This is a genomic window from Nocardia sp. CA-120079, assembly GCF_050955745.1.
Taxonomy (GTDB): Bacteria; Actinomycetota; Actinomycetes; order Mycobacteriales; family Mycobacteriaceae; genus Nocardia.
On sequence record NZ_CP192088.1, the window covers coordinates 1,624,655 to 1,641,635 of the forward strand.

At 66.2% G+C, this 16,981-nt stretch carries 14 protein-coding genes; 10 read left to right on the forward strand and 4 right to left on the reverse strand.

The genetic code is table 11. The features are described 5' to 3' along the window. Positions 1 to 17 precede the first annotated feature (17 nt). The 5 genes from ACQPYR_RS07490 (at position 18) to ACQPYR_RS07510 (ending at position 4,770) form a co-directional block, all read left to right on the forward strand. Positions 18 to 1,742 (forward strand): ABC transporter family substrate-binding protein, encoded by a 1,725-nt coding sequence (locus ACQPYR_RS07490; protein WP_433635045.1) that lies wholly within the window; start codon positions 18 to 20, stop codon positions 1,740 to 1,742. Next, complete coding sequence (gene mshB, locus ACQPYR_RS07495) at positions 1,739 to 2,611, forward strand: N-acetyl-1-D-myo-inositol-2-amino-2-deoxy-alpha-D-glucopyranoside deacetylase (protein ID WP_433629217.1); 873 nt, start codon at positions 1,739 to 1,741, stop codon at positions 2,609 to 2,611. The genes ACQPYR_RS07490 and mshB overlap by 4 nt, the downstream gene beginning before the upstream one ends. A 97-nt stretch (positions 2,612 to 2,708) precedes the next feature. Beyond that, positions 2,709 to 4,175, forward strand: a complete 1,467-nt coding sequence (locus ACQPYR_RS07500; protein WP_433629219.1) for an amino acid permease — start codon at positions 2,709 to 2,711, stop codon at positions 4,173 to 4,175. Between the two features lie 20 nt (positions 4,176 to 4,195). Next, positions 4,196 to 4,354 carry a hypothetical protein gene (locus ACQPYR_RS07505; protein ID WP_169338103.1) on the forward strand — a complete coding sequence of 53 codons (159 nt, stop codon included), beginning with the start codon at positions 4,196 to 4,198 and terminating at the stop codon, positions 4,352 to 4,354. Then, positions 4,351 to 4,770: a hypothetical protein gene (locus ACQPYR_RS07510; RefSeq protein ID WP_433629223.1), complete on the forward strand. Its 420-nt coding sequence runs from the start codon at positions 4,351 to 4,353 to the stop codon at positions 4,768 to 4,770. Before ACQPYR_RS07505 ends, ACQPYR_RS07510 begins: the two co-directional genes overlap by 4 nt. Positions 4,771 to 4,817: 47 nt before the next feature. Here the strand turns inward: ACQPYR_RS07510 and ACQPYR_RS07515 are convergent, their stop codons facing one another. The 3 genes from ACQPYR_RS07515 to ACQPYR_RS07525 all read right to left on the reverse strand — a co-directional run bounded on the left by ACQPYR_RS07515 (position 4,818) and on the right by ACQPYR_RS07525 (position 8,986). Next, positions 4,818 to 6,656, reverse strand: a complete 1,839-nt coding sequence (locus ACQPYR_RS07515) for an APC family permease (protein ID WP_433629226.1) — start codon at positions 6,654 to 6,656, stop codon at positions 4,818 to 4,820. A 222-nt stretch (positions 6,657 to 6,878) separates the two neighbouring features. After that, a complete protein-coding gene (locus tag ACQPYR_RS07520; RefSeq protein ID WP_433635046.1) occupies positions 6,879 to 8,426 on the reverse strand; it encodes a PH domain-containing protein in 1,548 nt (515 codons plus the stop codon). Positions 8,427 to 8,488: 62 nt separating this feature from the next. Continuing rightward, entirely contained in the window at positions 8,489 to 8,986 is a 498-nt protein-coding gene (locus ACQPYR_RS07525; protein ID WP_433629229.1) for a PH domain-containing protein, read from the reverse strand. 164 nt (positions 8,987 to 9,150) lie between these two features. Here ACQPYR_RS07525 and ACQPYR_RS07530 point away from each other — a divergent pair, with 164 nt between their 5' ends. The 5 genes from ACQPYR_RS07530 to ACQPYR_RS07550 all read left to right on the forward strand — a co-directional run bounded on the left by ACQPYR_RS07530 (position 9,151) and on the right by ACQPYR_RS07550 (position 16,023). Beyond that, a complete protein-coding gene (locus ACQPYR_RS07530) occupies positions 9,151 to 11,754 on the forward strand; it encodes a bifunctional FO biosynthesis protein CofGH (RefSeq protein WP_433629232.1) in 2,604 nt (867 codons plus the stop codon). A 190-nt stretch (positions 11,755 to 11,944) separates the two neighbouring features. Next, positions 11,945 to 12,268 (forward strand): ferredoxin, encoded by a 324-nt coding sequence (gene fdxA / locus ACQPYR_RS07535; protein WP_040695137.1) that lies wholly within the window; start codon positions 11,945 to 11,947, stop codon positions 12,266 to 12,268. Between the two features lie 24 nt (positions 12,269 to 12,292). Next, on the forward strand, positions 12,293 to 13,396 hold the full coding sequence (gene dapC, locus ACQPYR_RS07540; protein WP_433635047.1) for a succinyldiaminopimelate transaminase: 1,104 nt from the start codon (positions 12,293 to 12,295) through the stop codon (positions 13,394 to 13,396). Positions 13,397 to 13,447: 51 nt separating this feature from the next. After that, on the forward strand, positions 13,448 to 15,085 hold the full coding sequence (gene pruA / locus ACQPYR_RS07545) for an L-glutamate gamma-semialdehyde dehydrogenase (RefSeq protein ID WP_433629235.1): 1,638 nt from the start codon (positions 13,448 to 13,450) through the stop codon (positions 15,083 to 15,085). Further along, positions 15,082 to 16,023, forward strand: coding sequence for a proline dehydrogenase family protein (locus ACQPYR_RS07550; protein WP_433629238.1), 942 nt, complete (start codon positions 15,082 to 15,084; stop codon positions 16,021 to 16,023). The genes pruA and ACQPYR_RS07550 overlap by 4 nt, the downstream gene beginning before the upstream one ends. Before the next feature lie 13 nt (positions 16,024 to 16,036). Here the strand turns inward: ACQPYR_RS07550 and ACQPYR_RS07555 are convergent, their stop codons facing one another. Next, positions 16,037 to 16,909: an oxygenase MpaB family protein gene (locus ACQPYR_RS07555; RefSeq protein ID WP_433629241.1), complete on the reverse strand. Its 873-nt coding sequence runs from the start codon at positions 16,907 to 16,909 to the stop codon at positions 16,037 to 16,039. Between the last annotated feature and the right edge of the window lie 72 nt (positions 16,910 to 16,981).

Consider the following 16,981-nt stretch of genomic DNA (forward strand, 5'->3'; position numbering starts at 1 on the left):
GACGCGCGTTGCTGATCATGATGGCGGCCTCCGCCATGGTGCTCGCCGGCTGCACCGCGAATCCGCCACCACCGATAGAGAGCACCGACAGCCCGAAGACGACACCGGCCAAGCCCGGCAAGAACACCGTCGTGGTGGCCATCGACGACATCGGCATCGGGTTCAATCCGCACCTGCGTTCCGATCAGTCACCGGCTACCGCCGCGGTGAGTTCGATGGTGTTGCCGAGCCCGTTCCGGCCGGTACCGCATCCCGGCGTGCCCGGGGCCACCGAATGGGTGCCGGATACCGCGCTGGTGGTCTCGGCCGAGGTGACCGCGCAGGAGCCGTTCACCATCACCTATACGCTGCGCAACCAGGCGAACTGGTCCGATGGCGCGCCGATCGCGGCGGAGGACTTCCGGTTCCTGTGGCAGCAGATGATCACCCAGCCGGGTGTCGTCGATCCGGCGGGTTATCGGCACATTGCCGATATCAGCTCCTCCGGCGGCGGCAAGACGGTCACCGTCACGATGACCGAGCCGTATCCGGCCTGGCGTGAGCTGTTCGCGAATCTGCTGCCCTCGCATCTGATCAAAGACCAACCCGGCGGTTTCGCCACCGGTCTGGTCGAGGGAGTTCAGGTGTCGGGCGGCAACTTCCGGATCAAATCGACCGACCGCGGACGCGACGAGATCCTGCTCGAACGCAACGATCGGTACTGGGGTACGCCCGCGGCTCCGGATCAGATTCTGTTGCGCCGCGGCGGAACTCCCGCGCAGCTGGCCGATTCGCTGCGCACCGGTGACGCGCAGATGGCGCTGGTGCACGGCGGTGTCGCCACCCAGGCGCAGCTGGCGGCGATCCCGTCGGTGCGCACCGTGATCATGCCGCAGTCGCGTGAGCTGCAGTTCGTGATCAATGGGCGCAGTGGCGATCTCAGCGATCCACGGGTTCGGCGCGGGGTGACCGCGCTGATCGATCCGACGCTGCTGGCCACCGTCGCCGGGCAGACCGGCGGCTGGGTCGAGCCGGTGCGCGCGCAGATCCTGACACCGTCGGATCCCGGATATGCACCGACCGCGCCGCCGCGACCGCCCGCCGAGGAGGCGTTCGCACTGCTGGCCGAGGCCGGTTACGGTCGGGCGCCGGAGACGCCGCCGGTGCAGTCGCCGACCTCGCCCGCACCGCAGCCCCGTTCGGTCGCGAAAAACGGTAAGGCACTTGCGATTCGGATCGGCGCGGTAACCGGTGACGCCACCGCGCTCGCCGTCGCCAATACCGCGGCGGACCAATTGCGCAGCGCCGGAATCGATGCCAGCGTGCGCAGTCTCGCGGCCGATACCCTCTACGGCAAGGAACTCACCGAGAGCGGCGTGGACGCCATCGTCGGCTGGGAGGTCGCCGGTTCGGATCCGGCCACCGTGCTCGCATCGCGTTACGGCTGCCCGCCGGTGGATACCGGTGCCGCCAACGGGGATTCGCAGACCGCCATCGAGGCGGCCAAGAAGGCGCCGAGCAATCTGTCCGGCATCTGCGATCCCGGACTTCAGCCCTCCATCGACGAATCGTTGCGCGGTGTCGAGGTCGGCCGGGCGCTGGCCGATGCCGAGCCGCGGCTGTGGGCATTGGCGACGGTGCTGCCGATCGTGCAGGACAATGTGGTCGCCGCATCCGGCCCACGCGTGGATGGTGCGTCGTTGAACGGTGCCATTCAGGTCGGCATCTTCGGTGATGCGGCGATGTGGCGCAGGATCCCATGACCGGTGGACTGCTGCTGGTGCACGCCCATCCGGACGACGAGTCCATCACCACCGGGGGCACCATCGCGCACTACCGCGGCCGCGGCGTACCGGTGACGGTGGTGACCTGCACCCTCGGTGAAGAGGGTGAGGTGATCGGCGACGAATGGGCACAGCTGGCCGTCGCGCACGCCGATCAGTTGGGCGGCTACCGGATCGCGGAGCTCACCAAGGCGCTGACCGCGCTGAAGGCCGCGCCGCCGCGGTTCCTCGGCGGTGCGGGCTGCTGGCGCGACTCCGGTATGGCGGGCACGGCGGCGGCGGAGAATCCGCGGGCCTTCGTGCATTCCGGTGCCGCTGCGGTCGAGGCACTGACCGCGATCGTGCTGGAACTGCGGCCCGAGGTGGTGATCGGCTATGACCCGCGCGGCGGTTACGGGCATCCGGACCATATTCGGGCGCACTGGGTCACTTCGGCGGCGGTGACCGCGGCGGCCGAGCAGGGCTGGGACACCCCGAAGTTCTATTGGACGGTCACCGACGCCGATATGTTGCGCCTGCACACCGAGGCGCTGGCGCGGCGGACCGTGGCGGGGCTGCCCGGCGCATTGCCGCGCGGTTGGCGGTTGCCCGCCGCGGGAGAACTCGCGAGCGTGCCGAGTCATACGGTGACGACCACCATCGATGTATCCGATTCGCTGGCCGCCAAGCGGGCGGCATTGCGGGCGCATGCCACGCAGGTGACGGTCGCGCCGTCGGGGCGCGAGTTCGCGCTGTCCAATAATGTTGCGCAGCCGGTACTTCCGGAGGAGCACTTCATCTTGGTCCGAGGGGCACGTGGTCCGGTCGGGGCCGACGGGCGTGAGCACGACTTGTTCGCGGGCCTGTAATTCCTGATCGTTGCCTGAGGGTTGCTGTCTTTGCCGTTTTCGGCGGCGGGTACCGTCTTTGTGATTTCGGACATCGATGTGGAGGGCATAGCGGTTCATGACGGCGGTCGGCGACAAAGCTCACCTCAGCATCGAGGATCACGGATATCACAAGAGTCTCAAACCGCGTCAGCTGCAGATGATCGCCATGGGCGGCGCGATCGGCACCGGTCTGTTCCTCGGTGCGGGCGGTCGGCTCGAGAGTGCGGGACCAGGGCTTTTCGTGGTCTACGCGGTCTGTGGGGTATTCGTATTCTTCATTCTGCGCGCGCTTGGTGAGCTGGTGCTGCACCGGCCGTCGTCCGGTTCGTTCGTTTCCTATGCCCGCGAATTCTTTGGTGAGAAGGCCGCATTCATCGCCGGATGGATGTACTTCCTGAACTGGTCGATGACCGGTATCGCCGACACCACCGCGATTGCCCAATATTTTCACTACTGGGCCGGCTTCACTCATGTTCCGCAGTGGATGCTCGCGCTCATCGCGCTGGTGCTCGTGCTCGGGGTCAATCTGGTCTCGGTGAAGTGGTTCGGTGAGATGGAATTCTGGGCCGCGCTGGTCAAGGTGGCCGCGCTCAGTGCGTTCCTGATCATCGGCACGGTATTCCTGATCGGCCGATTCACCGTCAAGGGTGCGGCGACCGGTCCGAGTGTCGTCGCCGATCACGGCGGACTGTTCCCGACCGGGATCCTGCCGCTGGTCGTGGTCACCTCGGGTGTCGTATTCGCTTATGCCGCCGTGGAATTGGTGGGCACCGCGGCGGGGGAGACGGAGAATCCCGCGAAGATCATGCCGCGCGCGATCAATTCGGTGATCTTGCGGATCGCGGTCTTCTACGTCGGCTCGCTCGTGCTGCTGGGACTGCTGCTGCCCTACACCAGCTACAAGTCCGGCGAAAGCCCGTTCGTCACCTTCTTCACCATGCTCGGGGTGCCCGGCATCGGCAGCATCATGAATGTCGTCGTGCTGACGGCCGCCTTCTCCAGCCTGAATGCGGGCCTGTATTCCACCGGGCGCATTCTGCGGTCGATGTCGATGAACGGCAGCGCGCCCAAGTTCACCGGGGTGATGGGCAGCAACGGGGTGCCCTACGGCGGCATCATGCTGACCAGCCTGATCGCGCTCTGCGGTATCGCGCTCAATGGCATCGTGCCCGAGCGCGCGTTCGAGATCGTGCTGAATATGGCCTCGCTCGGCATTATCGCGTCCTGGGCCACCATCGTGCTGTGCCAGTTGCAGCTGTGGCGCTGGTGGCAGCGGGGCAAACTCCAGCGGCCGCAGTTCCGCATGTGGGGTGCGCCGTGGACCGGCCTGATCACGCTGGTATTCCTGTTCTTCGTGGTGGTGCTCACCGGCGTCGACTATCCGGTCGGCACCTGGACCGTCGCCTCGCTCGTGGTGCTCATTCCAGCGCTGATCATCGGCTGGTTCGCCGCCCGCAAACGGGTGCTCGCGATCGCCCAGATGCGCAAGGGCTATACCGGAGAATTCCCGGTCGTCGCAAACATCCCCGTTGAAGGCGAGTGATTTCGGCTTAGACTCCGATCATGTACAACTGGGATCTGCAGAACGCCATCGCTGCCTTCGTGGACAGCCTGCGCCCTGGCGCGCAGCAACAGCACGACCTCTACATGTCGGTGCTGTACGCGTTCGTCGATATGCAGAGCCACCTGCTCACCCTCCTCGGTTTCCCGCCGGTCGCGTGAGGGTCACTTTCGACAAGGCTCCGGACCGCACCTACGGCGCCCATGACACTCTGCCCTTGGGGCCGGTGATCATCGCCGTGTTGGTCCTGGACGCTCTGATCACCCTCGCCCTCGAGGTCCTCTACCTCCCCACCTATATCGACACCGTCGCCTTCCCCCTGTCCGCAGTGCTGGCCGGTGTGGTGAACGTCCTGCTGGTGATGGGAGTCCGCTCCATTACCCACCGCGTGGGGGCAATGTTCCTCCCCGTAGCCGCCTGGACCCTCGGCTTCCTGACCTGCTCTGTAACCGGCCCCGGCGGCGACATCATGCTGGGCAGCGACTGGCGCACCCTGCTGCTCTTGTTCTGCGGATTGGTCCCGCCGCTGCTCTACATCTACATCCGATCGAACGCGGGATTGTTCAGCACCCGCTGAGTCCTGTTGTCGCTATAGGGGATCTGGTCTACGGGCACAACGCGGACTCAGTCGAGGCGAACGGCCAGGCTGGCGATAACGGCGTCGGTGCGGGCGCGGAGGGTGGCGGCCAGGACGGGGCCGCGCGGGTTGTGCAGTGGACGGTGGTACCAGTGGGCGGCTTCTACCTGGGCCAGGAGAACGGTGACTTGGCGGCCGGTTCGGGTTTGGGCGCGGACGTAGCCGACGAGCGTGGTGATGAGACTGCGGTGCGGGCTCGGGAGGACGGTGAGGGGGACCCCCGGATCCCACTGCTTCCACTGGGCGCTGAGTCGGCGAGTAGCGGCGTGGTCGATTTCGGCTGCGACGGCGACGATTTCGCCGTCGAAGGCCTGGGCCGTGCGCAGGGCACGGGCGGTGACCTCGCTGACCGCGACAACTGGAACCACGATGAGCATCGGTTGTCGATCCGGGGATTGCGGTGGGAGGAAGGGGATTCGGCCGAGGCTGAGTTGGTCGGCGACGCTGCGGTAGTAGTTTTCGGTGCGGGCGAACAGGGTTATCAACGCGGGCACGATGATCAGCAGTAGCCACGCGCCTTCGTTGAACTTCTCGATGAGCAGCACCACGGCGGCGACGGCGGTGAGCAGCGCGCCGAAGCCGTTGAGGATGGCGCGCGGAATCCAACCGGCTCCACGTTGCTCGCGCCAGTGCCGCACCAGCCCGGTCTGACTGATGGTGAACCCGATGAAGACGCCGACCGCGTAAACCGGTAGCACGCGGTGGGTTTCGGCATGCACGATCAGCAACACGGCGGCGGCCAGAATGGCAAGGGCCGCAACGCCATAGCGAAACACCGGGCGTTCCGATCGCAGCGCGAACAAGTGGGCGACCCGATGATCCTTCGCCAGCAGAGAAAGCAACACCGGCAGTCCGCCGAAGCTGGTATTCGCGGCCAGGCACAGCGCCAGCGTGACGGCCAGACTGCTCACGTAGAACGGCCACCCGGTCCCGAATGCCGCCGCGGACAATTGCGCGAGCAGGGTGACATCGCCGCGCGGCACCGCGTGATGGCGACGGATGAGCAGCGCCGAACCGAGCAGCATCGTGCACAGCAGCACACCGAGCGCGACCTCGGTGTGCTGGGCCCGCCGCACCGCTGGCGACCGGAACGACGGCACGGCATTGGCGATCGCCTCGACCCCGGTCAACGCCGAGCACCCGGCGGAAAATGCCTTGAGCAGCAACAGAATTCCGACGGTGTCGTACGGCACGATCGGCCCCAGATCGGTACCGATCACCGCGACCGGTGTCGCGCGGAACAGTCCGACCACGATCACCGCGAGAATCGCGACGATGAACAGAAGTGTCGGCCCCATCAGCACTTTCGCCGATTCGGCCACCCCGATCAGGTTGATCACGGTGAGCAGCGCCAGCCCGCTCAGCGTGATCAGCAGCAGATGATCGGCCAGCACCGGAAAGGCGCTGGCCAAACTGGCCGCGCCGGCCGCGAGACTCACCGCGACGGTCAGCACATAGTCCACCACCAGACTCGCCGCGGCGAGCAGACTGGCACCGCGCCCGAGATCCTTCTTCGCCACCGCATAGGATCCGCCGCCATCCGGATGGACGGCGATAACCTGCCGATACGACAGCACCAATACCAGCAACAGTGCCGCGATCGCCAGCGACACCGGCAATGTCCACGACACCGCCGCGGCGCCCGCCGCGACAAGAACCAGCACGATCGCCTCGGGGCCGTATGCCACACTGGTCAGCGCATCCAGCGATAATGCCGCCAAACCGCCGATCGCGGTCAGTCGATATCTGTCGCCCCGCTGCATCCGCCGCACGCGGCGATCGGCGATGGGCAACTCCCGCGTCGGTGATATCGGGGTCTCGACCACGCTGACCATTGAACTCGGCGCGGCGTCAGCAATCGGTCAGCGACACCGGCGAGTCGGATCGGTGCGGTCGGACTCTATTCTCGGAGCGAACGGTCTCGGACACTTGGGCCCGGAGTGATGATGGAACGGCGCATGATCGGTGAACTCCGCCGGGGCGATCCATGTCCGGCAGGACGGACCCGCCGACGGCAAACCCATCGTATTGCTGCACGGTTTCGAGGGTCAGCGGGTGCCCAGGCGGCCGGGGGTTGCCGATTCGACGAGGTCCCAGGCCTGGTCGAGGGGGATGTCGACGACGAGGTAGCGCTTCTTACCGGCTGCGGTGGCGGCAACTACGGTGGCGATGCCGGAGCGGCGCTGCCAAAAGGATTGGCGGACAGTCCAACCGATGATGCCGGGGGCCTCGAGACAGTCGCGGTCGCGGTCGAGCGAGCCGGATCGGGTGATGAGCCAGGCCGGACTGGTGTCGGTGGCGGGCAGCACCGCGTGGCCGAGGCCGCGGTAACGGTCGGCGGCCAGCGCGGCGGCGACCACGGCCGGGAGTGCGGGCAGCAGCCACCACCATGGTGAAAAGTGCTCTCCGGCAAGGGAAATGCAGAGCATCGCGACCGCGAGGAGCGCGATCGGGCTCAGCGCGCGGGTATACCGGCGGCGGCGTGCGACCGGGCCGTGCGCGATCAGCGGTGCGGTGCTCACCGTCGCGCGCGGCGGGCCGGTCGGCTCCTGTCGCGGTGCTGGGCCCACCGGATCGCCGGCCCGTGCGCCTTCATTCGTGGCACCGGGACGTCGGGCGCCTCGGGGTACGAGCAATTCCGCGAGAGTGCGTTCGATGGCGGAGCGGGGCGCCTGGGGCAGGATTTTCTGGCGCGGGCTCTGGCCGGTCATGATGGCTTCGAGCTCGGCGGCACCGGCCATGCGGAGCAGTAGCGGCTCGTTGACGGTCGCGCCGCGGAAACGAGCCAGATCCAGGGTGATCTGCCTGGTCGTGAACAGTCCGTGGCGCAGCTGCAATGTGCGGCCGTCATCGAGCACCCGGAGTCCGAAATACGTTGTCAGATAACGTGCGCAGGCCGCGAGGCTGACGATCACCACGATCGCGACGACGAGCACTGCGATGGCGACGGCGATGAGCGCCGCGCTACCGTCCTCGACGCTGTGCACCGCGTCCGAACTGACCACGATCTGGTCGAACCCGTACTGGATTGCCAATCCGACAATCGGTGCGATGATCGCGAAACCGGTCAGTGACAACGGCGCATAACGCACCCAGCTCGCTTGCCAATGACCGATCTCGCGGGCGTTCCCGGACACCGGCTGGTCTTTTCGTAGGTCTGGAACCTGTTGTCCAGCAGTAGATTTCGGCGAACCGGCGGTGTGGGAGAGCAGTGCCGTCCGTAACTCGGGCACCACATCTGCAGCCAACGCGTCGAGCTTGAACTTCTCTCCCGACTCCGCGTGCTGCCCGGTCCCTATCGCCAACACCGCCAGACCCAACACCCGATGCAATAGATCGGCTTCGATATCGACCGACCGGATCCGCGACCGCGGTACCGACAGCTTCTTGCGCTGAATCAACCCGGTCCGCAACTCGACGTCTGTCGCCCCGAGCCGATACGTGGTGGTGAACCAGCGCGTCAGCGCGAATCCGACGATCACCGCCAATGCGACGAGCCCCCAGACAGGGTTGCCGGTATTGGTGCCGAGGATCACCGACCCGATCAGCACCGGAATGAACCGCACGACCTCGTTGACGGGGTGTACCAACAACATTCGCTTATCCAGCCGCAACCACGGCTGCTCGGTCTCCGGCGCGAGATAGGTCTCGTACGAACTCACGTCGCATCCCCGCGGTGCAATGCGGCGATCTCGGTCAACCGCGTGACGGTCTGTTCGGCGACCGACAGATCGAGCGCGGAGATCCGCACCGCACCTGCCGAGGACGCCGTCGTGACGGTTACCGTCGCCAGCCCGAGGAATCGCTCCAGCGGTCCACGCTCGGTATCGACGGTCTGCACCCGGGAGATGGGCGCCACCCGGCTCTCCACCGTCAACCACCCGACCCGGGTGTACACCGCCTCATCGGTCACCTCCCACCGATGCACCGCGAACCGCCACAGCGGCACCACTGCGATGCTCACCGCCGCGAGTACGAGCGCCACCGCGAACACCACCAGCTGCGCACCGCGATGCTCGGCGTCGACGAGAACCCACAAGATCAGCGCCACGACGGGGATCACCCAGCCGAGCGCGGCCTGGATCGTCCACAGGAGCTTGGCCTTGGTGCTCGGACGCCAGGCCGGATCGGCCATGATCGTGCGCGGCTGCGACATGCCTGCCATGGTTCCACGTCACGGCGCGGGCGTCTCCTTCGTCGGCCCCGACCCACCTACCTGCACGGGAATAATTCGCCCGGACGTACCGGAATACTGCGTGAGACCGCACAGTTATCACCCCTCACAAGCACTGGAGGGAGACAGCCCAGGATGTGTAGCGCATGATCGAGGGCGTGACCGAGCTAGCGACCCCGAGCGTCCCGCCCGCACCGCCAACGCCGTCGGCTATGCGCCGCGCGCTGCGGCGGGCCCGTGACGGTGTGACACTGAATGTGGACGAGGCGGCCGTACTGCTGCACGCACGCGGTGACGACCTCGTCGATCTGTGTCGCAGCGCCGCCCGGGTGCGCGATGCCGGACTGGAATCGGCGGGTCGGCCGAAGACCATCAGCTATTCCCGCAATGTCTTCATTCCGCTGACCAAGCTCTGCCGCGACAAATGCCACTACTGCACCTTCGTCACGGTGCCGGGCAAGTTGCGCGCCGAGGGCAAGGGCATGTTCCTGGAGCCCGACGAGGTGCTGGAAATCGCGCGTCGCGGTGCCGACCTCGGCTGTAAAGAGGCCCTGTTCACCCTCGGTGACCGGCCCGAGGACCGCTGGCCGGAGGCCGCGCAGTGGCTCGACGAACGCGGCTACGACTCCACGCTGGACTACCTGCGGGCCGTCTCGATCATGGTGCTCGAGGAGACCGGTCTGCTGCCGCATCTGAATCCGGGCGTCATGAGCTGGGAGGAAATCTCGCGGCTCAAACCGGTGGCGCAGTCCATGGGCATGATGCTCGAGACCACCGCCACCCGCCTGTTCACCGAAAAGGGCAACTGCCACTACGGAAGTCCGGATAAGGATCCGGCAGTGCGGTTGCGCGCCATCACCGACGCGGGCCGGCTTTCGGTGCCATACACCACCGGCATTCTGGTCGGCATCGGCGAAACGCTGACCGAGCGCGCCGAGTCGATCATGGCGATTCGCAAGCAGCACAAGGCATTCGGGCATATCCAGGAAGTGATCATCCAGAACTTCCGCGCCAAGGACGACACCGCCATGCGCGATGTCCCCGACGCCGGTATGGAGGAGTTCCGGGCCACCATCGCGGTCACCCGGCTGCTGCTCGGCCCCGACGTTCCGGTGCAGGCGCCGCCGAACCTGGTGTCGCACGAGGAATGCCAGGCACTCATCGATGCCGGTATCGATGACTGGGGCGGTGTCTCGCCGGTCACCCCCGACCACGTGAATCCGGAACGGCCCTGGCCGAATCTCGATACGCTGCGCGAAATCACCGAGGCCGCGGGCTACCAACTCGTCGAACGCACCTCGGCGCACCCGAAATACGTGCGCGCGGGCAACCCGTGGGTCGATCCGCGCATCGGCGCACATGTCGCCGCACTCACCGATGCGAAGACCGGTCTGGCGAATCCGGATGCGCTCCCGGTCGGCCTGCCCTGGCAGGAACCGGACGAGTCGTGGGAATCCGCGGGCCGTGTCGACCTCAATACCTCGATCGATACCGAAGGCCGAAATACCGAGAGTCGCAGCGATTCCGCACTCGGCCAGGATGTCGTGGGGGCCTTCGGCGACTGGGACACCATTCGCGAACAGGCTCGTGACCTCGCCGTCGCGGCACCCGAGCGACTTGATTCCGATGTGCTCGCCGCACTGCGCGCTGCCGAAAACGATCCGGCCGGGCTCACCGACGCCGAGTACCTGGCGCTGGCAACGGCCGAGGGACCAGCGCTGGATGCGGTGGCCGCACTTGCCGACCAGCTGCGCCGCGACGTCAACGGCGACGATGTCACCTACGTGGTGAACCGGAATATCAACTTCACCAATATCTGCTACACCGGCTGCCGCTTCTGCGCATTCGCCCAGCGCAAGGGGGATGCTGACGCCTTCACCCTGAGCATGGACGAGGTCGCCGACCGCGCCTGGGAGGCGCATGTCGACGGTGCGACCGAAATCTGCATGCAGGGCGGCATCGATCCGGACCTCCCGGTCACCGGCTACGCCGATCTGGTGCGCGCGATCAAACAGCGGGTGCCATCGATGCATGTGCACGCGTTCAGCCCGATGGAGATCGTGAACGGCGCGTCCCGTGGCGGGCAGAGCATTCGCGACTGGCTGGTCGCGCTGAAGGAAGCCGGGCTGGACACGATTCCCGGTACGGCCGCGGAAATCCTCGACGACGAGGTGCGCTGGGTGCTCACCAAGGGCAAACTGCCGACCTCCGCATGGGTCGAGGTGATCACCACCGCACATCAGGTCGGCGTGCGTTCGAGTTCCACGATGATGTACGGCCACGTCGACAATCCGAAGCACTGGGTCGGACATCTGCGGGTGCTGCGCGGAATCCAGGACGAGACAGGCGGTTTCACCGAATTCGTCTTGCTGCCCTTCGTGCACCAGAGCGCACCGCTGTACCTCGCGGGTGCGGCGCGACCGGGTCCGACGATCCGGGACAACCGTGCGGCGCACGCCCTCGCGCGGATCATGTTGCACGGCCGCATCGATAACATTCAGACCAGCTGGGTGAAACTCGGAACGGCGGGCACCCGCATGATGCTCAACGGCGGTGCCAACGATCTGGGCGGTACCTTGATGGAGGAGACCATCTCGCGCATGGCCGGATCGCAACACGGTTCCGCCAAGACCGTCGCCGAACTCGCCGAGATCGCCGAGGGCATCGGCCGTCCGGTGCGCGAACGGACCACCACCTATGGGGTGCCACCACGGAAGATCTCCGCGGCGCTGCCACTGACGGTGGGCTAGGCGATACCAGGTTCCCGGTCGTTGTGCTCGGAGTATTCGCAAAGGCGCGGATGCCAGGGGTGTTTCATATCCAGCGAGTGGCAGGCGGGACGAAGTTGGTTAGGGCAGGCTGCCCCGGAGTAACCTGGGCTGCCGGGATAGTGTGACGCTGGGCGGAGTATCCCCGTGAGGACAGACTAGGAGAGCGGCAGTGCCGTACATCATCGCTGAACCGTGCGTTGACGTGAAGGACAAGGCATGCATCGAAGAATGCCCCGTGGATTGCATCTACGAGGGTGGTCGCATGCTGTACATCCATCCCGACGAGTGCGTGGACTGTGGTGCATGTGAGCCGGTGTGCCCGGTGGAGGCGATCTTCTACGAAGACGACACCCCGGACCAGTGGAGCGGCTACGTGAACGCCAACGTCGACTTCTTCGACGAGCTGGGTTCGCCCGGCGGCGCGACGAAGGTCGGCAAGGTGGATTACGACCCGCCGTTCATCAAAGAGCTGCCGCCGATGGCGACTGAATAAGTAGCTAGGTACCGAGTGAGTACTGTGTCACCGCGTCGCCGGGTCAGCGCTCTGCTGCCCGATTTTCCATGGGACACCATCGCGGCGGTGAAGGCCGAGGCCGCCGCGCATCCGGACGGGATCGTCGACCTTTCGGTCGGCACCCCGGTCGATCCGGTGGACCCGCTGATCCGTGCGGCGTTGAGTTCGGTCGCCGACGTACCCGGATATCCGACCACGCACGGCACGCCCGAACTGCGGGCCGCGGCGGTCGATGCGTTGAAGCGGCGCTACGGGATCACCGGAATCGACCCGGCCGCGGTGCTGCCGGTGATCGGCACCAAGGAGCTGATCGCCGGTCTGCCGCGGCTGCTCGGGCTCGGCGCGAACGATCTGGTCGTCATCCCGGAGGTCGCCTACCCGACCTACGAGGTGGGTGCGCTGTTGGCCGGTACCAAAGTGGTGCGAGCGAATGGTCTGACCCAGTTGGGTCCGCAATCGCCTGCCCTTATCTATGTGAACTCCCCATCGAACCCGACGGGGAAGGTGCTCGGTGTCGAGCATCTGCGCAAGGTGGTGCAGTTCGCGCGTGAGCGCGGCGCGGTCGTGGCCTCCGACGAGTGCTACTTGGGCTTGGCATGGGAGGGGCGCGCCGTCTCGATCCTTGATCCGCAGGTGTGCGACGGCGACCACACCGGCTTGCTCGCGGTGCACTCGCTGTCGAAGACCTCCAACCTGGCCAGCTATCGCGCCGGATTCGTGGTGGGCGATGCGGAACTCGTCGCCGAATTGCTCGAGGTGCGCAAGCACTCCGGCATGATGGTGCCGTTCCCGATCCAGGCGGCGATGACCGCCGCACTCGGTGACGACGCCCACGAGGCAGTGCAACGTGAGCGCTACCGTGCGCGTCGCGAGGTGCTGCGAAAGGCCTTGCAGGCAGCCGGTTTCCGCATCGATCACTCCGAAGCGGGCCTCTACCTGTGGTCTACCAGGGGCGAACCGTGCCGCACCACCCTGGCCTGGCTGGCCGAGCGCGGCATCCTCGCCGCGCCGGGTGACTTCTACGGACCGGGCGCCGGGGAGTACGTGCGCATCGCGCTGACCGCTTCCGACGAACGGATCGAGGCGGCGGCGCAACGCCTGGCCTGACACGTCCCGCAGTCGGGCCCGATGACCCGGGAACGGCGATAGCCTTGGGGTATGGACGCTGTCACGGTAGTCCCTGTCCCCAGCAACGAGCCGGTGCATTCCTACGCGCCGGGCAGCCCCGAGCGGGAACTGCTGATCACCAAGCTCAATGAGATCGCCGTCGAATCCATCGACATTCCGCTGGTCATCGGCGGCAAACACCGGCCGGGCATCGGGGCTCGGCACGATATTGTCGCCCCGCACCGGCATCGGCAGGTGCTCGGCACCTACACCGACACCACGCATTCGGAAGCCCATGGCGCCATCGAGGCCGCGATCGCGGCGGCGCCCGGCTGGCGCAGCACGACCTTCGACGAGCGGGCTGCCGTCTTCCTGCGCGCGGCGGATCTGCTGGCCGGGCCGTGGCGGGAGACGGTCGCCGCCGCGACCATGCTCGGTCAATCCAAGACGGTCCAGCAGGCCGAAATCGATGCGCCGTGCGAATTGGTCGACTTCTGGCGGTTCAATGTGGCCTTCGCGCGCCAGATTCTGCAGCAGCAGCCGCAGTCGAGCGCGGGGGTGTGGAACCAGATGGACTACCGCCCGCTGGAGGGTTTCGTCTACGCGATCACGCCCTTCAACTTCACTGCGATCGCGGGGAATCTGCCGACCGCGCCCGCGTTGATGGGCAATACCGTGGTGTGGAAGCCCGCACCGACGCAGACGCTCGCGGCCTTCTACACGATGCGACTTTTGGAGGCGGCCGGGTTGCCGCCGGGCGTCATCAATATGGTGACCGGCGACGGTGTCGAACTGTCGGAGGTCGCGCTCGTCGATCCACGGCTGGCCGGCATCCATTTCACCGGCTCCACCAAGACATTTCAGCTCCTGTGGTCCGAGGTCGGGGCGAATATCGGCCGATACCATTCGTATCCACGGTTGGTGGGTGAGACCGGCGGTAAGGACTTCATCGTCGCGCACCCGTCCGCCGATCCGGATGCCTTGCGTACCGCGCTGATTCGCGGTGCCTACGAATATCAGGGCCAGAAGTGCTCGGCGGCTTCGCGCGCCTATATCGCACGCTCGGTGTGGCGCACGATCGGTGACGACTTCCTGCAACTGACCCGCGAAATCAGCTACGGCGATGTCGCCGATCTGACGAATTTCGGTGGGGCACTGATCGATCGGCGCGCCTATGACAAGAATGTGGCCGCGATCGTGCGCGCCAGGTCGGCGGGTATCGCCATCCCGGCGGGCGGCGAATACGACGACAGCGAGGGCTGGTTCGTCCGGCCCACGGTGCTGGTGGTGGACGATCCGCACGACGACGCCTTCGCCACCGAATATTTCGGTCCCATCCTCGCGGTGCACGTCTACGACGATGCCGAACCCGGCTCCTACGCGGCGGTATTGGCCGAGGTGGAGTCGGCAGCACCCTACGCACTGACCGGCGCGGTCTTCGCGCAGGACCGCAAGGCCGTCGAACAGGCCTCGGCCGCATTGCGATTCGCCGCGGGCAACTTCTACATCAATGACAAGCCGACCGGCGCGGTCGTCGGTCAGCAGCCCTTCGGCGGTGCGCGCGCCTCGGGCACCGACGACAAGGCCGGTTCGCCGCTGAACCTGCTGCGCTGGGTCGCGCCACGCACGATCAAGGAGACCTTCGTGCAGCCGGGTGATTACCGGTATCCGCACATGGGGTCGGAATGAATCCACTGCGGCCGGTCATTCTCGCGGCCTCCACATCGCCGCGGATGAAGCGCATCGTCACCGGGACGCCGGTCACCGCGGAGATCGTCCGGCGCTTCGTGGCAGGTGCGGGCCGTGACGAGTTGATTCCGGTGGTGCGGGAGCTGCTCGCGAGCCGTCGGTTGATCAGTGTCGACTTCCTCGGGGAGAACACCACCGACCGGGCACAGGCCGATGCCACGGTGGCGGAATATCTTTCGCTGATCAACGATCTGGCGGCAATGAACGGCTTCCGAGATGTTACGGCGCGCACCGAGGTGTCGGTGAAACTCTCCGCGCTCGGGCAGGCGTTGCCCGCCGACGGCCCGGCCATTGCCACCGAGAATCTGCGCATTCTGTGCACCAAGGCGGCCCAGGCCGGAGTATGGGTCACCGTCGACGCGGAGGACCACACCACCACCGAGGCCACGCTGACCACGGTTCGTGAAGTCCGTGCCGAATTCCCTTGGCTCGGTATGGTGTTACAGGCCTATCTGCATCGCACCGAGGCGGACTGTCGCGAGCTGTCCGGATCGCGAATCCGCTTGTGTAAGGGCGCATATCGGGAACCGCATACCGTCGCCTACCAGCGCTGCGCCGAAGTGACAGATTCCTACCTGCGCTGTCTGGAGACCCTGATGGGCGGCGACGGGTACCCGATGGTGGCCACCCACGATCCGGTGCTCATCCTCGCCGCCGAACAGCTGGCCGCCGAAACCGGCCATGGCCCCGACCGATTCGAGTACCAGATGCTCTATGGCATCCGCGATCCCGAGCAGTTGCGGCTGGCCGCCGCGGGCAATGCCGTGCGGGTGTATGTGCCCTACGGCAGCCAGTGGTACGGCTACCTGACCCGCCGCCTCGCCGAACGTCCGGCCAACCTCACGTTCTTTTTGCGCGCATTGGTCAGCAAGTCCTAGCGGATGGGTGCGCTCAGACGAGCGGCTTGCCGAGGCGATGCCGCCTGCGCATATCCCACAGGCACAGATTCATCGGAAAGAGCCTGGCGGGCTTGGGAAGTATGCGGTGCACGGCGCCGATCGCGCGCAGCAGTTTGTTCGCGAAGCGCTCCTGACGTTCGCTCCAATCCATGCGCATCTCGGCACGCAGGTGCGGCGGCAGCAGACTGGTCACCAAGAACCGCTGCAGTCGGGCGAATAGTATGCGCAACGGCCAGGCGACCATCTTCAGATCGATGAGATCGTTGAAGTACGCGCGGGTGCGGGCATCGACGGTCTTGGTCGCGAGAGTGGTATTCCAATACTCCTGGAAGGCTTTTCGGTCGCGGGGCCACATTTCCGGTCGCATCTGCAGGGTGGTGCCGAGCCGGGCGGCGTACTGGTAGAGCACATCCGCGGTGTCCTCGTCCATCGGCCCGTGCAGGCGCTCCTCCAGATCGACCAGGCCCCAATACAAACAGGCGGCGACCCACAGTTGCAGCTTCGGGTCGAAGGCGTTGTATTTGACCGCGGCCCCCGGCTTGGAATGCACCGCGCGATGTGAGCCGTTGACGGCCTCGCGATAGTTCGCACGATCCTCTTCGGTGCCCATGAGTGCCACCGCGAGGTAGGTCAGCGTGGTGCGCGTCCGCTTCCACGGATGCACATCGATCCGGCCGGCTTCGACCGTGCTCTCCATGACGCCGTACGCGACCGGCCGCAGGCTGAGCTGCATGATGACATTCGCCGTTCCGCCGAGGAAGGCCGCGACGCCGCTCCAGAATTCGTCCATCGCGAAGTTCTCGACGGTGCCGTAGCGGCAGGTCGGTCCGGGATCGGGCGGCTCCACGGGTAACGGCAAGGTCATCGTCGGCCTCGTCTTTCAGGGGTTGATCAGCGGCAATCGAGGGTGATGAGAAGAATTGGTACTAACTTTCTC

Coding starts and splice junctions, on each gene's coding strand:
- ACQPYR_RS07525 (WP_433629229.1), bottom strand. CDS start 8,986: ATGTCGCAGCCGCGCACGATCATGGCCGATCCGGCCTGGCGTCCGAGC.
- ACQPYR_RS07505 (WP_169338103.1), top strand. CDS start 4,196: ATGTACAACTGGGATCTGCAGAACGCCATCGCTGCCTTCGTGGACAGC.
- ACQPYR_RS07550 (WP_433629238.1), top strand. CDS start 15,082: ATGAATCCACTGCGGCCGGTCATTCTCGCGGCCTCCACATCGCCGCGG.
- ACQPYR_RS07520 (WP_433635046.1), bottom strand. CDS start 8,426: ATGTTGTTGGTACACCCCGTCAACGAGGTCGTGCGGTTCATTCCGGTG.
- pruA (WP_433629235.1), top strand. CDS start 13,448: ATGGACGCTGTCACGGTAGTCCCTGTCCCCAGCAACGAGCCGGTGCAT.
- ACQPYR_RS07490 (WP_433635045.1), top strand. CDS start 18: ATGATGGCGGCCTCCGCCATGGTGCTCGCCGGCTGCACCGCGAATCCG.
- ACQPYR_RS07500 (WP_433629219.1), top strand. CDS start 2,709: ATGACGGCGGTCGGCGACAAAGCTCACCTCAGCATCGAGGATCACGGA.
- ACQPYR_RS07530 (WP_433629232.1), top strand. CDS start 9,151: ATGATCGAGGGCGTGACCGAGCTAGCGACCCCGAGCGTCCCGCCCGCA.
- mshB (WP_433629217.1), top strand. CDS start 1,739: ATGACCGGTGGACTGCTGCTGGTGCACGCCCATCCGGACGACGAGTCC.
- ACQPYR_RS07555 (WP_433629241.1), bottom strand. CDS start 16,909: ATGACCTTGCCGTTACCCGTGGAGCCGCCCGATCCCGGACCGACCTGC.